This is a genomic window from Ancylomarina sp. 16SWW S1-10-2 (genome assembly GCF_009669305.1).
Taxonomy (GTDB): domain Bacteria; phylum Bacteroidota; class Bacteroidia; order Bacteroidales; family Marinifilaceae; genus Ancylomarina.
Genome location: NZ_SADB01000004.1, coordinates 167408 through 184123 on the forward strand (window position 1 = coordinate 167408; position 16716 = coordinate 184123).

The window sequence follows — 16716 nt, forward strand, 5'->3', positions numbered from 1 at the left end:
TTCAAGGCTACTTTTTAAATGTTTTTTTTATTTGCCTCAGACTTAAGTACGACTAGGTGATTTTCGAACAAGTTCTCAACTTCCTAGTCTTTCTAAAGCCTTCGTTAAACAAAAATCATTTAAAAAAATGCCAGCTCTTAAGGCGTCTAAAAAAAACATTTCCATCATTTGAATATTAGTATTAACTGGCATCATATCAAAACACTAGAGTTGTAATGAAAACTTTTAAGACGCTATTGTTTTTAGATGTGTGATTCTATTGGTTTTTCATCAATTATCGTGTTAAATCTAAAAGAGCATTAACAATTGTAAGCGGATGTGTTGGGTTACCTGCTATATATAAATCTATTTTATATTTATCTAAAAAGCTTCGATTTAAAGCAGGACTTCCAGCAAAAACACCACCGCTGATAGCATCAACACCAGCAAGAATAATGATTTTAGGTGAGGGAATTGCATCGTAGCAAATTTGTAAAGGTTCAGCCATATTTTCGGTAATAGGACCTGTAATTACAATCCCATCGGCATGACGAGGCGATGCTACAAATTCAATTCCATAACGCCCCATATCGAAGTTCGCATTTCCACTTGCTCCCAATTCATTTTCGCAGGAATTATCGCCACCTGCCGATACTGCTCGTAACTTGAGTGACTTTGAGAAGGTTTTTTTTATGTCTTTTCTGATTTTATCCTTATCAAAAAGAATGGGATGGTTTTCACCTTCTTTTACGATTAAATTCTCGCGAATATTAGAAGAGATTTTATAGTCTTGTGTAAATTTTATTTTTTCAGGAAAAGCAAAAGCACACTCCCCACAAAATGCACATTTACCTAGGTCAATACGAACAGGATTAGAAGAAATAGCTCCGAGCGGACAAATATCAACCAAGGCTTGTTCATCAACTTTAACGGTCGATATTTCAGGTCTACCTCTGTATGGTGCTCTAAGGTTTACATTTCTTAAATCAGGAATATATTGTTTCCCGTTATGGGCTATTACTTTAACTTCGTTTAGCATGCTTTAAATTTTATAAGTCGTGTCCGCAATAACTTAAATTATAACTTTTATTGTTGATAGGGAAATCGGATATTTCAACATTTCTTAAGGATAATTCTAGGGCTTTCCAGTTGTGTAAGGAAGGATCTGTTATTTTATAATGCTCCAAATTACCTTCTTCATTTGTAATGGCACAATGGCAAACTTCGCCTCGCCATGCTTCATTTATAGAGATGGCTAGTTTATTGGTTTGTAGAGTTAAGTTGTAGTTTGGCTTCTCTGTTTTCGAAGCCTCAAATTGATAATTGTCCATTAAATTTCGTATCCAGGCAATTGATCTTGCTATTTCTTTTTTCTTCAATAAAAAACGTGCGAAAACATCGCCTTTTTCTGCTGTAATTGTTTTATAAGGGTATTTTTGATAAGCAAAATTTGGATGTGAAACCCTTATGTCTCGTTCTATTTGAGACATTCGAGCAGATACGCCTACGGTACCAATCAAGCGTGCTTGTTTTTGACTTACTGTACCAACAAAATCGAAACGGTTTTGAATACTTGGCAAATGATAGGTTACATAGGCCATTTCGTTAAATTGTTTTTCGAATTTCAATAAGACTTCAAGTAGTTCTTTTTTAAATTCTTCGGTAAATGGGAGATGTGTTCCACCCAAGCGGATTAAACTTTTCCCAAACCGATTCCCACACCAAAATTGCGTAAAATTGATAATTAAGGTTCGTAAAATCGCGAAAACATTGGATCCAAGATGGTAAGCAGCATCCGTACAGAGTGCACCAATATCGCCGGTATGAATCGCTATTCGTTCTAATTCCAAAGCCAATGCACGTTCTATTTGTGTTTGTTCGGAAACCTGTTTGTCGGCAAGAGCTTCCATGGTTTGTACAAATGTACTTGTATGTCCAATAACTGTATCGCCTGCAATATTTTCGGCTAATATATTGCGTTGTAAGTTGTGTTTTTTATCTAAAAAAAGTTGTTCGACACCTCTATGTTGCCAGCCAAATTGAATTTCGAGATGCAACACATTTTCGCCATTGCAGATAAAACGGAAATGTCCGGGTTCTATTATGCCTGCATGAATTGGTCCAACACCAACTTCGTGTAATTCTTCGCTTTGTATGGCGTAAAATGGATAATTGCTAATTTGTGATTTTTTATTGGCACGATTGTGTGCAAACCGAACAGGTTTTAGCCAAGGGTGGTTTAAGAAATCAACACCAAAATTCTCATGTATTTCACTTTCAAAAATATGTAAAGCAAAAATGGTTTCGCTTAGGGATTTTAATTCCTGTTTTTCTGATGATTTAAGAAAATGGGATAGTAGAATGATATCGTGATTTTCATCATCGGCAACAGCCATTATAAATTGTAACCCCTTGTCTTTTTTGTATGCAAAATAAGTAAGGCAATGCTTACTTTCTTGCTCAAAGAGCTTTATGCTTAGGTCGAAAAATGCATGATATGATAAGGCTGTAATCTTATTTAAATCAATAGATTGATTGTTCCTGATTCGTGATATGTTTTCTAATTCAATCATCATTTCTAATTTAAAATTGCGATAGCTGCATGAATCAAATCGGTGAAAAATAAAGGTGGATTTACACCTAGGTAAATGACCAATCCGAATAATATGAACTGAGAAATGTTCTCATAAGGATTTATTTGTGCTTCCTTATTCAATAAATCATCAGCAACATCAGCGTATAACAGATGAGCAAAACGTTTAATAATGATATAAATAATTATACTAAGGAGAATAAGTACAAGAATTGCGATTAAATAATTCTTGAAAAATAGGGCTTTAAAAACCAATAACTCGCTGACAAACAAACCTGATGGAGGAATTGCCAAGATTGAAATGACACCTAATAAAAGAGCAATAGCTCCTAATGGGTTTATTTTAAAGTAATTACCCGTATCTTTTATCCATATCGATTTAAAATGATTACGAATAGCACCCAATTGAAAAAACATACCTGCTTTTACAAATGAATGGAAAATAAGATGCAAAATAGCTGCATAAACACCCACACCACCAATTGCTAATCCAATGGTAACAATTCCCATATGTTCCATCGATGAGAATGCTAACAGACGTTTAAACCGCCTAACTCGAGTTAATTGAATGGTTGCAATAAGAATTGAAAGAACACCAACAAGCATTAAAACATGTTGTGCCCAGATTAAAGTTGTTGTTTGAGCAACGATTAGGTACATTCTGTAAATACCAACAAAGCCTACATTAACTAAGGCTGTTGACATTAGCGCATTTACAGGCGTAGCAGCTATTGTTTTTGCATCAATAGCAACGGCGTATAATGGGAAAATACTTATTTTCACAGATAAACCTGTGAGGATTAAAACAAAAGCTATTTTCACCCAAAGGATATCCATATTTTGAGCTGCTTGAATCAAGTTGGTGAAATTTAGATTGTTAACACCATTTTGGCTAGCAACAATACTTAAAAATAAAATGCCAATAAAAGCAATAGCTAAACCTACCGATGAAATAAATAAATACTTCCAGGTGGCTTCCAATGCATCTTTTGTACGAGAGTGGAATATTAATATTGAAACAAATAAACTTGTTGCTTCTATGCATACCCACAATAGGGCTAAATTCTCAGCAAAATAGGCACTAATCATTGCAGTTATAAATAGAATTAGTGTAGAATAGTACTGCGCTTTCTGTTTTAAATTATTAGACTTCCTTTTTAGATATAAATAGCTATGATAGAAAGAAAATAGACTTAAAAGACTTAAAACAGCAGTCAGTAAAACACCTAGAGCATCAAATTTATAGTAGATGCTATCGAACTGATTAATATGTATGTACGAATAAATAGTTAAAGCAAATAAGGCTATTGAAAACAGACTTACTGAAAAGTAGTTCACTAATTTGTTTCTGCTAATAAAGATTGAAATACTTAAAAACAGAGCAAAAATTATAAATATAAAAATCATCATATTAATCTTTAAGACTAGATAGTTGGTCAATTTTGGTGCTTTCGAAAGCATCACCAATTCGGTTAATAAATACGCCTAATACCAATACACCCATAAGCACATCGAGTAGTATGGCTAAATTCACCATCATTGGCATAACGCTTCCCACGGCAAGTGATAATAAGAATGTTCCATTCTCGATGATGAGATAACCAACAACGTGTGAGAAAATATTTTTGTGTATAATAATAAAATAGATACCAAAAATAATTGAAGCAAAAGCGACAGTAAAATACTTGGTATGTATTTGATTACTATTTAAAAAGTTGCTTAAGAAGAAGCTAAATATGAGACTTAATACCACAACAATTATTGAGAAGAAGACAGGAACAGAAGTCTCTTGTATTCTTTTAAGTTGATTGTGCTTTCTAACCTTATTTAGAAACCAGGGAACAATTAAGGACTTAACTAAAATGGTTTCGGTAAGAATAAATATAAAATCGAAAATCTCTATTTTATGCAAACTGAAAAAGACTATTCCAAAAAGCATAAAACCTTGCATACACAAGAGCCACACAAATTTCTTTACCCGTTCCGATAGAGCAAAATAAATTAAGGTTATGGCGTATAGAATAATGAATAAGTATGTCATTTTAATTTAAAATTATTTTCTCAGTGATGATTAATACTGTTAGAAATACCACAATAGAGATAGCCGAAAGCATGATAATCCATTGTGGATTTTTCTCCATCTTATTTCTTGCTTTAAAGGCTTCTAATATGCCAACTGTAAGCGAAAAAGCTAATTGAATTCCAAAAAATGCAGCAATTTGCCAATAGATAGCCCATGAATTTGAGATGATAAAATTCGAGATTAATGCGCCATAAATTGAAAATTTCAACCAAGTAACAATGTGTATTAATGCCAAATCGAATCCACTATTATCAAGAATCATAACTTCATGAACCATGGTTAATTCTAAATGTGTTTTAGGGTCGTCAACAGGCATTCTAGAATTTTCTACCATTGCAATATATACGAATACATAAATAGAGGCTATCCCAATAATGTAGTATAAGTTGGTATCTAGTTTTAAGTGTAAGAACAAATCCTGAAACGAGACATTATTTGTAAATAATGCCACAGAACCCACAAGAATAAAAAATGCAGGTTCAACTAACATTGAATATAGCGCCTCTCTATTGGCTCCCATTCCTTCAAAGCCACTTCCGGTATCCATGGCAGCGATTATCATCATAAATTTTCCGATACCCAGTAAGTAAGCAAAGAAAACGAAATCACCATCGAAGGATAAAAGAGCTTTTTGAGAACCTATAGGAATAAATAATACGGCTAAGAATACCGACGCGAAATAAACTAATGGTGCCATTTTAAAAATAGCACTTGTTGTTTGACTATAAACAGCTCCTTTTTTGAATAATCGGACAACATCGTAAACAGGCTGAAGAACTGAGGGCATTTTACGTGCAGCAATTTTTGCCTTAGTTTTTACTATGATTCCTACAAAAAATAGAGAGGAGATTAATATCAGTAATAAACTAATCATCTTATATTAAATTAAAATGAGTGAGTAAATAAATTAAGACTAAAAATAACAGGGCATAAAGTAAATAGTGTTGGATTTTACCCGTTTGTAATACGGCAATTTTTTCAAACCAAATTAAAATTTTATTGGTTGGTGCTGTGATTAAATTGTCTTCAAAAACATCGCTCGAATGGGTTTCAAATTTTCTAGCTTTTGGGAAAATTTCGGTTTCGTCGAAATCCTTAAAATCCTTTTTAACATTGACCACCTTTGAAGATAATTGTTTAAAATTATTAGCATAGGATGTTGCTGTATATTGGTGTTCGGCCGGATTAGTAACTTTACATGCACAAGCCCATGTTGTATTCTGTTTTATGGTATGTCGTTTTTGTTGCCAAGTTCTCAATATCCATAGCAAACCAATAAGCATTATAAAAATACCAGAGGATATACTAATGTTATTTAATATGGGGATGATCTGTTGAATTGCACCCATCTTAATTGAAAATAAGCCGATTATTTGAGAGAGTGGCTGCATGAAAATTACAGGAACAAAACCAATAAGAACAATCATAAAACCAATGATGAAATCAGGAATTAACATGGAAGATTCTACTTCGGTGGCATGTTCTACTTTTGAGGAACGCGCTGTACCAAGAAATATAACACTGAACACTTTGGTAAAGCAGAATAGGGCTAATCCACCAATAATAGCTAAGCTTGTAAAACTGAACATTAATACAATATCGGTAAATAAATTTGCTGAATGGAGCGATTTAAAAATTCCTGAATAAATTAAAAACTCAGAAATAAAACCATTAAATGGAGGCAAACCACTAATTGCCAAGGCGCCAAGTAGAAAGAATAAGGCTGTTTTTGGCATTTTTTTAATTAAACCGCCTAATTCTTCAATGTTTCGGGTGTGCGTTTGTTTGTAAACTGAGCCCGCAGTATAAAAAAGTAAGGATTTAAACAGTGAGTGATTAAGAATGTGTAATATGCCACCAGCAAAACCGAGAGCGGCCAATACTGGTATGTCTTCTGCTATTCCGATAACGCCCAAACCAATACCTATACCAATAATTCCAATGTTTTCAATACTGTGATAAGCAAGTAGTTTTTTTACATCGTGTTGAACAATGGCCATAGAGACGCCTAATAAACCAGATATTAGCGACATAATTAATATGAATAAACCGATGTTGAATAAATCATGATGGATAGACATTAATACACGTAGAATGCCGTATATGCCCATTTTAATCATAACGCCACTCATTACTGCTGATACATGAGATGGTGCTGCAGGGTGGGCATGAGGTAACCAGGAGTGTAAAGGAATAAATCCTGCTTTAATTCCAAATCCGATAAAAAAGATGAGGAATAAACCGAATGGATTATGTGATGCAAAATAGATAGATAAACCGTTAAAACTAAACGCTGCTCCTGTTTGCACATAAGCAAAAATAAATGCAACCATTAGGAAGATAACACCTATGTGCATTTGTATTAAATACTTAATACCAATACTGATGGTTTCTTTTTTTTCGGTTTCGAAAATCACAAGAAAAAATGATGATAATGACATGACTTCCCAAATCATCAAAAAAGCAATTGCATCGCGTAGGCTTACAACTAAAAGCATTGAAATATGAAGCCATAAAAAATTAAAGAAATGCCAAGCCATTTCTGTTTTACTTTTTTTATGAAAGTAGGCTTGTAAGTATCCTTTTGCATAAATAATTCCGGTTAGCATCGTCATGTTTATGACTAGAATAAAGAAAGCCGATAGTTGGTCTATTTCAATGGATAGAATATTTCCCAGAAAGGGTATAAATGGCAATGTTACTTTTGATGATATTGCCAGAGCATTAATTGCCCATGAACTTGAAATGGAGATGATTGCTATGTGCAGTACAAGACCTAAATAATATTGGTATTGTTTTGGAAGCATAAATAATACCAATGCGAAAATTATCACAATCTTAAATAAGATAATTGTCATCGTAGTTCTTTATTAATGAAAAGTAACGGTTTGTGCAGATTTCGTAGAGGATCTTGGTAGTGATTTTTTGTCCGATTGGACGATAATTGATGCGGAAATTAGCCGCACAAACACTACTGCACCTGCTATGAATTTAGCTATTATGTGTGTTTTGAGTGGTGAATTTAGTAAAAGTTATTTTATAATATTAAGTTTTTCAAAATAAAGTTTAAATGGATTGAATTCCTTATGCACTAGGGGTGTTCTGTAATAAACAAAGCATTAACGAACTTCACTAAAAGAACCAATTATGTACGAAAGTATTAGAAGGTGGAATGGTGATTCATTGACTCACCGAATGCTTTGTTGTATATTCATTTTATGAATAGGGCGACTTGGTTTATTCTGTGTTTTTGGAGTGTAAGATTTATTTTAGGCTAATAAGTTCGAAGGAATTTACTTTATTTTGTATTGTAGATAAGGTTTTGGTGTACTAAATAAACGCTTGCATACTTATTAATATGTAAGCGTTTATTTTTGATTATTGTAACTTCCAATGTGGTTTTCTTTTGGTTTTAAAAGCATCAACGCTTTCTTGAGCATCTTCAGTAGAACATAAATTTGCAAAGGCTTCGTTCATATACTCAAATGATTTATGATAGTCGAAGTCAGCAGCAGAATAAAAAGCACTTTTTGCGATTTGTAGAGCTATGGGGCTTTTCTTAGCTAATTTTTTAGCCCATGCTAGTGTTTCATTTTCCAAATCTATAGCTGGAACAACTTTATTGACTAAACCAATTCTTAATGCTTCAGAAGCGTCTATTAGCTCTCCGAAAAATAAGAGTTCTAGTGCTTTTTTACGACCTACCGAACGTGTAACGGGGATGACAGGTCCAATACAGTTTAGGCCAACTTTTATTGCAGTTAGTCCAATTCGAGAGTCTTCAGAAATAATTGATAAATCGGAGGCAGCAACTAAACCAGCACCGTTTGCTGCAGCAACACCATGCACTTGAGTTATAACAGGTTTTTTTATTTCACTCATTGTGAGTAAAGGTTTTTCCATACATTGAATCCATTCCTGGTATTGTACCTCATTTTTACCAGAAAATTCCTTAAGATCGATTCCAGCACAAAAATGTTTACCAGTTCCTTTAATTATAATCACTCTTATATTATCGTCCTTATCTAGTTCTAAAAGAGCTTGATTTAGCTCAACGGCCAATGTATTATTAAATGTATTTAAGTCATCAGGACGATTTAAAATAATCTCGCCAATAAATTCATGTTCCTTTTTAAGGATAATAGATTTATAAGTCATCTGCTTTTTTATTTATGTTTTGTCAGTATTATTTATTACAACTTATCAATAAGATAGTGTTTGATAGTTGAAAATAATTCAGCTTTATTAATTGGTTTTGAAAGATGTGCATTGCAACCTGCTTTAACTGATTTTTCTTTATCACCCAAAAGAGCATGTGCAGATTGGGCTATAATGATGACCTCTTTATTAAACTGTCGGATTTGGCGTGTAGCTTCGTATCCATCCATTTTTGGCATTTTAATATCCATCAATACTAAATCAATGTCCAAGTTTTTTTGACAAAGTTCAACGGCTTCAATTCCGTTTCTAGCTTGTAAAATGTTATAGTTTTCTTCTTCAAGTATTGTCTTAATAAGTAAGGCTGATATTTTATCATCTTCTACAATTAATATTTTTAAATTTTTAATTTGGTTTTTTATTTCATCAATTGGAATAGTATTCTCCGTGTAATCTATATTAACTGGTTCTGTATTGTATGGAATTGTAAAATAGAATATTGAACCTTCGCCACTTTTGCTTTCAAGCCAAATTTTTCCGCCAAGCATTTCAACATAAGCTTTTGAAATAGATAAACCTAAACCAGCTCCTTGTCTTGCCATTTCATCTTCGATATCTGCTTGAATAAAACGTTCAAATATTGCTTCTTGTCTATCGCTTTCAATTCCAATGCCTGTGTCTTTAATATAAAATTCGATGAAATTATTTTTCTTAGTGTACCCAAATTCTATAGACCCTTTTTCGGTATACTTTATTGCATTTTTAATAAGATTGATATAAATAGACATGAATTTATCTTGGTCTGTTTTAACTATTGAATCCTTTAAAGACAAGGAAGAATTAAATGAAAAGTCTATTTTTTTTGCTTCTGCTTCGGGTTTGAAAAATGTGTATAGATATTCTTGCTGTTCATTAACATTCAATTCTTTAAGGCTGACTTCTACTAATCCAGATTCAATTTTTGAAATGCTAACAATGTCATTTATCATATTGAGCATACGTGCACCGCTTTTCTCAATTATTTTAATGTAATCTTGTTGTGTTTCACCAGAAAGATTTGGTTCCTTAAGTAAGCTAGCAAAGCCTAAAATTCCATTCATGGGAGTGCGAATTTCGTGACTCATATTTGCTAGAAATGCAGATTTAAGACGGTTACTTTGATCTGCTTTTTCTCGTAGTAATACTTGTTCCTGTTGAAAAAGTTTAAGTTCGGTAATATCAGTGATTGTTCCAACAAAACCGATTAACTGCTTTTGGCTATTATGTTCAGGAACAGCTGAACCTAACACCCATTTAACAGAACCATCTTTTCGGATAAATCGGTAATTTACTTCCGATATTCTTTTTTGAGCCAAGGCTAAATCCCATTCTTGCTTTATAATAGGTTTGTCATCAGGATGCAGCGCAGAAAGCCATCCCCAACCTAGAGCATCTTCTTGTTTTACATTCGAAATTTCGCACCACCTGTTGTTTACAAATGTTGTATAACCATCACTTCGTGCATGAAAAATACCTACAGGTGAAATGTCCGTTAAGGTTCTATAATGGATATCTTTTATTTCTATTTCTTCTTCTGCTTTTTTTATATTGTGTGCTGCAGATTCAAATTTTTGCTTATAAGTAAGAGGTTGAAATACATCTTTTACTTTGAAAAGATTAAATTTTCTATCCTTTAAATCAAAATATCTTAAATAGGAATAAAATATAAGACTGTAAAACAAGGCAAAAATAGTTTTTGAGATTAAACCTGATATGATAATTGTATTCAAATTATCGAAATTTGAAAAAGCTAGAATCGAGAAAAATAAGGTGTCGAAACTTACAACAATTACCATCGTTAGGGAAATTTGTAAGAATAAGAATCGTATGTGCCTAGATATAAATTCGAATAGGATAATTATTAATAAGGAATCTAGAAATAGACCTACTGTACCAATAAATAATGACCATGCATGATTGTCAAAAAGAAGAGTTGAAACGTTAAATGGGTTGAATGTTGAATCTCCTTTAATATTCCAACTGAATGATTGCAAGAGAATTGACATTATTATGTTTATAATCAGGAGAGTGTAAATAAGCTTTTTTGTTTCATTGGCATCTTCCTTTATATATATTATTAACAATGCAAAAAGACCAGCCGTAAACATGACGGTTGAGCCTGGAGAAACAAGGAAATTATTGGTAATTGTAACATATACAGTACTTGATAGAAATACTTGCATGAATTGGAATAAGCCTAAGCAGGCATATAATATACCAATGCCAAATCGTTTTCGAAGATGGAATAATATAAGTAATACAAAGGCTATTAATGACCCTTGTAAAAACAATATGGCTATCTGGATGTAATTCATATCTTAAAACAATTTATAATTGTACTGTAAGCTTAATATTCCTTGTCCTTCTGTATTAAATTTAATGGTTGGTGCAATGTACTCTTAGTTTTTTAATTGATTTATGTTTTGTTATCCTATCATTGGTTATTCAATATTTTCAGCATTGAATACGCTTGTACGTCTATTATGTTTGAGTGTATGTGTGCTAAATTTAAGCTTGATTTTTTACAAGTCTCTTAATATCTTGAGATTTTTTACCTAAATAGGTTTCGTAAACGATAAAAGTTTCTCATTATTGGGTTTATATATAAGAACTGTATCGGTGTATTTATAGGATTTTACGATACTTTTAAGATCGGGGAATATAGCTGGTTTCGTGAATCCATTTTTAGAATGGAATAAGCCATCTTTATAATAAATACCGTGTGTAAACATGCCTTTACATTTTAATGCGATTAGAGCTTCGGATGGCATAGGGTCTTTCGTTCGTTTGTATTCTTTCCACGAATACGCCTTTCTTTTTAATTTTAGAGTCTCTAGAATGAGTAGATAAGTTTTGCCACTTATTAAACTTTCTGAGTCGAAATAGGGATGAGGATTCACGTCATTAGTTCTACAAAATATTTCCATAGCATACGAAAAACAGCTTTGTCCTTGAAATTTACTTGAACTATAAAACCAAGCTGAATCTGGTTTGCAGTTGGGGAAGTATTCTCGATCTTTTAGTTTTTCCATTTGTAAATTCAGATTGTGAAAATCTTTATCGAGATCTCTAATATATCGACTAACTCTAATTGTTGTGTCTAGAATATGATAATTAAAAATACTATCCTTTTTCCCTATTTTCAATAATGTTTTTGCTTTGTCTTGTTTAAAACTGTATTTGTATTGGTTATCATTCTGTTGTACATTATCTACATAAGTAATTTTCGATTGCGAAGTACAAGCTAATAGTAAGAATACGATTGACATTTGGAGTAAAAGATTGATCTTCTTTTTCATCTTAATTAAGATTTATGCTTAAGTCAATTTACAAACATTTTTTAGCAAAAGCATTTTCAGTTTGCCTTAAAGTTTGTTTCTATGTAGTGTCTGAGTTCAAAAGTATTGATGTCAATTTGATCAACTCTTCTTATTTTATTCCCAACTAACTTAATGTCAAGAAAGTTATTGCCAAATCTTTGTTTTAAATTCATTAATTTAATATCAGCTATTTTGATTTTACTTTTAGTGCTTCTAAAAAATGTCATAATTAAAATTAGAGAATGTAGAATGCCTATAACTAAACCAGTCCATAGTAAAAATTGGTCACCGGTTTTCATGTATCTTAAAACTGATATTATCCCAAAAAAAGCCCAAATACTAGAAGTTAGAATTCGAAGCCTATATTGTTTTTTTGCATTATCTGATATAATTATTTCTTCATCATTAAATGAAATTTCACCATTTTTAAGTTTAAAAGTTTGTTTCATCGGGGCGTGTTTTGGGTTTGTTAATAATTATGCTAAATATAATGTAATTGTGTGATTCACTTATCTTTTATCTAGTTGTTTCTTTCACAAACCCATACTTTTCTCGCAAATTTTCTCTTCCCACTTTTACTTACGTTGCAATAGTCCGAGATTTTGAATCCTGTATTGTTGATTAAGCTTGTAATATCGGAGATAGATACAATAACAAGACGATCTGTGATTTTTGCTGTTGACTCAATAATGTGTGAAATCTCATTATCCGTTGCACTTGTGAATAAATTATAGGGTAAATCTATAATTGCTGCTTCATACCTTTTGCTAATGTCTTTTATATCGGAGTGATATATATTTGCAGTATAATTGAAGTAAGCAAGATTTTCTCGAGCATTATTACACGTTTTTTCGTTAATGTCGCAACCTTCAATCTTGTGGCCTGCAAAACAGGCTTCTAACATAATTGTGCCAACACCACAACAAGCATCTAGTAGTGTTTTTTCTTTGTTTGCCTTGGTTGCAATATTAACAAGTGCTTTGGCTATGTTTATGCCTAGAGAGTTACTGAATGAACATGGTTTTTCCTTGTGTTTGTGCCATATATTATTGTTTCTTATGGAAATACTAAAATACCATATACCTCCGTATTTGCATAAAGCATAAGTTGTTGTGGGGTTATAATAATCAGGATTACCTTCAATGCTGAAGCCTATATCTCTTAATTTTTGTAACCTATCAGTATATTCTGTGGTGTCACCTTCAAAAACTAAATATTCAACTTTGAAACCTTTACTACAAATACCTTTTTGTTTGATTTCATTGATTAGCGTAGAATAATCTGCAGAAAGAGAAATGATATCAAGTCTATTTCTAATGAAAGCACTATGTGAAGGTTCTACCTTTTGATTGGAAAAAAGTAACTTATCTTTTGCTTCTCTATTAAAAATATATTTTGTTTCGAGTTTGCATAATTCACCTTCAGTAATGTCATAATTATATGAATAGATGTATTTGTATGTCTGCATATCTTTTTTGTCCTTGATACTCTTAATTAGTGGAATTGTAGTAATGAATGGCAATGGGTATGCATATGAAACTGGAAGGGATCTTGAAAAGTTTACTTATCAAAATTGCTTTGAGCAAAATATACGATGATGTACAAATCTAAGCTTTTTATTTTACCTGTCAAATCGTAGGCTCTGTTGTGCTTTTTTTACATAAAACGGAATAAGAAACAGCTGTAAATCTCATGTTTTTTATGATATATTCTTCCCGTTTGACTTAGTAAATGCTTTTACTTATCATCTGATAATATATGAGTTTTAGTAACTAAACAAATGATTTTAGAATTGTACATCTTAACTAGCTATTGGAGAATGTAAGCTATTTTATAAATATTCTTGAAATGCACTAAGGTTATAGTGTTTTTGATTAGTCGATTACGGTGTATAGAGGTGCTCTTCGTTCTTTACTTTAGGCTATAAATTAAGATGGTTATTTTTAATTAATCTTTAAAACATTAATAGTAAATTGCTATTGTGTAAAACTTATGTAAGATTAAGATTGTCAATTATTATATTATTTATGAAGAAAATCTTCCTGTTTGTATTACTTGTCCTTAATTGTTTAGTTCCTTTTTCTCAAACATCAAAAATTGATAGTCTTGAAAATTTGCTCCATCAGCATATAGAAAAAGATACGAGTAGAGTTAATTTGTTAAATAATTTTGCAGACTTATCGCTTAAAATAGATCCTAAGAAAAGTATAGCGTATGCTGAGGAAGCTTATGAACTAGCAGGTATTCTTAATTTTAAGAAAGGAAAAGCTGAGAGTTTATATTACTTAGGTTTGACGTCTTTTATTGGAAATAAGTATGAAAAGAGTCTTGACTACTTTCAAAAAAGTATAGATAATTATGAAGCTCTGGGAAATAAGAAGAAGATAGCTCTTTGCTTGAAATTTTTTGGAATAATACATGAACACCAAGGGAATTATCCATTGTCGCTTGAAAATTATAATAACGCAATAGAAATTAATGAAGAGATTGGTAATAAGCAAGGAAAAGCAAATTGTTTGAACAATATTGCAATAGTATATTATGTACAAGGAAATTATCCGTTGGCACTTGAGTATTATCAAAAATCGTTAAGTATTAACGAAGAAGAGGATTCTAAGATGCAGGTAGCAAATTGTTTGAATAATATTGCAACTATATATTCAGAACAAGGTGACTATACTTCTGCCTTTCCGTACTATCAAAAATCGTACAAAATCAGTAAAGAAATTTCGTATAAAAAGGGTGAAGCATGGGGTTTGAATAATTTGGGAGAATTGTGCAGAAAACAAGACAATTTTAAACAAGCCCTTACCTATTATCACGAATCAATAAAAATAAATGAGGAAATTGGGGATGAAAAAGAGGTAGCAAGGTCAATGAATAATATTGGCAGAATATATTTTTCACAAGGTAAAAATACTCTCGCTTTTGACTTTTATCAAAAAGCACTAAAAAAGAGTGAACAAGTTAATGATAGATTACAAATTTTAAATTCTTATGCTAATTTGGGAGCCTATTATCTAGGCGCATCCAATTTAAAAAAAGCACTAAAATATACCCAAGAAAGTTTTACAATTGCGAAAGAACTTGAAAATTTAAATCAACAAAAGCGTATTCATTTGCAATTATCAGAAATATATACGGCTACAAAAAACTATAAAATAGCTTTAGAGAATTATATTCTATATAAAGAATTAAATGACAGGGTTTTTAATGAGAAAAATATAAAAGAACTTAGCAGACTTGAATATCAATACGAATTTGACAAAGAAAAGCAAGCTATTGAGTTAGACCAACAAAAGAAGGGTGCCATTACTGCTGAGAAAACAAAACATCAACATATTTTGAATATGGTATTCATATTCGGGTTTGTTTTAATGTTGAGTCTTATTATCGTAATTCTAAGGAGCTCTATACAAAAACGTAAAGCAAATACAATTCTTAGGCTGCAAAAAAAACAAATTGAGAAAACAAATGAGGCGTTGACTTTGCAAAAGGAAGAAATTCAAAAATTTGCATTTGAGCTCGAAAAAGCAAATGAAACAAAAGATAAATTTTTCTCGATAATTGCTCACGATTTAAAAAGTCCTTTCAATGCATTACTGGGCTTTTCAGATTTTTTATTGAAAAATCATACAACAATTGACGAAGAAGAAAGAGGGTCTTTTATAAAGATTATTAATGAAAGTTCAGTTAAAACCTATAAGTTTTTAGAAGATTTACTTACCTGGGCACGGACTCAAACAGGTAAAATAAAATTCACAACAGAATTAATCAATTTATCAGCATTAATAACCGAAACAAGTTCATTATTAGAAGAGTCGGCATGTAATAAAGGAATAAAGCTATTGTTAAGTGATGAAAAAGATTTATCGGTAGAAGCTGATAAAAATATGTTAGAAACGGTAATAAGAAATTTACTATCGAATGCTATAAAATTTACGCATAAAGGAGGTGTTATTGAGGTGAAATCTCAGACAGTAACTGATCAAAAGAATCAAAAATTTGCTGAAATTTCGGTAAAAGATAACGGCGTTGGTATTCCTCTTGAAATACAATCCAAGTTATTTAAAATTACAGAGAATGTTTCGACTAAAGGAACTGAGGACGAAACAGGAACAGGACTAGGTTTAATACTGTGTAAGGAGTTTGTAGACAAGCATAATGGTAAAATTTGGGTGGAAAGTAATGTTGATAAAGGCAGTCTATTTGTTTTTAGAATTCCAATGTTGAGCTAAATTTGCCGCAATGAGGTGCTATAATTAAATCTGTATTTTGACTTGTTGTTTAATAAATATGCGGTTGTAGATTTAAGTTTCCTAAAGAAAGTCTAATTATACGATTTACTGGAAGACAAATATTTTACGTCAAATGGCTTTATGTTAATTCGTGGAAATAAGATTTACTAATTCTTTTTGATGAGTATGAAGAAATTGAAAAGTAAATGGTTACTTAATCATACAATCTCTTCCGCGAGAAAAATAATTTATTACATTTGCCCCGTGAAAAAGAGGATCATCATATCGAACGTTATATTATTAACT

12 protein-coding genes are annotated in these 16716 nt (G+C 31.7%); 1 reads left to right on the forward strand and 11 read right to left on the reverse strand.

Annotated elements, in window-relative coordinates:
- Positions 1-274: 274 nt before the first annotated feature.
- The 11 genes from EMN46_RS04735 to EMN46_RS04785 all read right to left on the reverse strand — a co-directional run bounded on the left by EMN46_RS04735 (position 275) and on the right by EMN46_RS04785 (position 13640).
- Positions 275-1018 carry an NADH:ubiquinone oxidoreductase gene (locus tag EMN46_RS04735; protein WP_154199528.1) on the reverse strand — a complete coding sequence of 248 codons (744 nt, stop codon included), beginning with the start codon at positions 1016-1018 and terminating at the stop codon, positions 275-277.
- A gap of 10 nt (positions 1019-1028) precedes the next feature.
- Entirely contained in the window at positions 1029-2552 is a 1524-nt protein-coding gene (locus EMN46_RS04740; RefSeq protein ID WP_195715185.1) for an NADH-quinone oxidoreductase subunit C, read from the reverse strand.
- Between the two features lie 5 nt (positions 2553-2557).
- Positions 2558-3982, reverse strand: a complete 1425-nt coding sequence (locus EMN46_RS04745; protein WP_195715186.1) for a proton-conducting transporter membrane subunit — start codon at positions 3980-3982, stop codon at positions 2558-2560.
- Position 3983: 1 nt separating this feature from the next.
- Positions 3984-4613, reverse strand: a complete 630-nt coding sequence (locus tag EMN46_RS04750; RefSeq protein WP_154199531.1) for a hypothetical protein — start codon at positions 4611-4613, stop codon at positions 3984-3986.
- A 1-nt stretch (position 4614) separates the two neighbouring features.
- Positions 4615-5529, reverse strand: a complete 915-nt coding sequence (locus EMN46_RS04755; RefSeq protein WP_154199532.1) for a respiratory chain complex I subunit 1 family protein — start codon at positions 5527-5529, stop codon at positions 4615-4617.
- A 1-nt stretch (position 5530) separates the two neighbouring features.
- Complete coding sequence (locus EMN46_RS04760; protein WP_154199533.1) at positions 5531-7513, reverse strand: proton-conducting transporter membrane subunit; 1983 nt, start codon at positions 7511-7513, stop codon at positions 5531-5533.
- A 520-nt stretch (positions 7514-8033) separates the two neighbouring features.
- Entirely contained in the window at positions 8034-8813 is a 780-nt protein-coding gene (locus EMN46_RS04765) for an enoyl-CoA hydratase/isomerase family protein (RefSeq protein WP_154199534.1), read from the reverse strand.
- A 35-nt stretch (positions 8814-8848) separates the two neighbouring features.
- The gene (locus EMN46_RS04770; RefSeq protein WP_154199535.1) at positions 8849-11167 is read right to left on the reverse strand and encodes a response regulator; all 2319 of its coding nucleotides are present in this window, start codon (positions 11165-11167) and stop codon (positions 8849-8851) included.
- Positions 11168-11407: 240 nt separating this feature from the next.
- On the reverse strand, positions 11408-12151 hold the full coding sequence (locus EMN46_RS04775; protein ID WP_154199536.1) for a hypothetical protein: 744 nt from the start codon (positions 12149-12151) through the stop codon (positions 11408-11410).
- Positions 12152-12207: 56 nt separating this feature from the next.
- Positions 12208-12621: a hypothetical protein gene (locus EMN46_RS04780; protein WP_154199537.1), complete on the reverse strand. Its 414-nt coding sequence runs from the start codon at positions 12619-12621 to the stop codon at positions 12208-12210.
- 71 nt (positions 12622-12692) lie between these two features.
- Positions 12693-13640, reverse strand: a complete 948-nt coding sequence (locus EMN46_RS04785; protein ID WP_154199538.1) for a TRM11 family methyltransferase — start codon at positions 13638-13640, stop codon at positions 12693-12695.
- Positions 13641-14199: 559 nt separating this feature from the next.
- On the opposite strand from EMN46_RS04785, the gene EMN46_RS04790 reads away from it, so the two are divergent.
- Positions 14200-16410, forward strand: a complete 2211-nt coding sequence (locus tag EMN46_RS04790; protein WP_154199539.1) for a tetratricopeptide repeat-containing sensor histidine kinase — start codon at positions 14200-14202, stop codon at positions 16408-16410.
- Positions 16411-16716 lie beyond the last annotated feature (306 nt).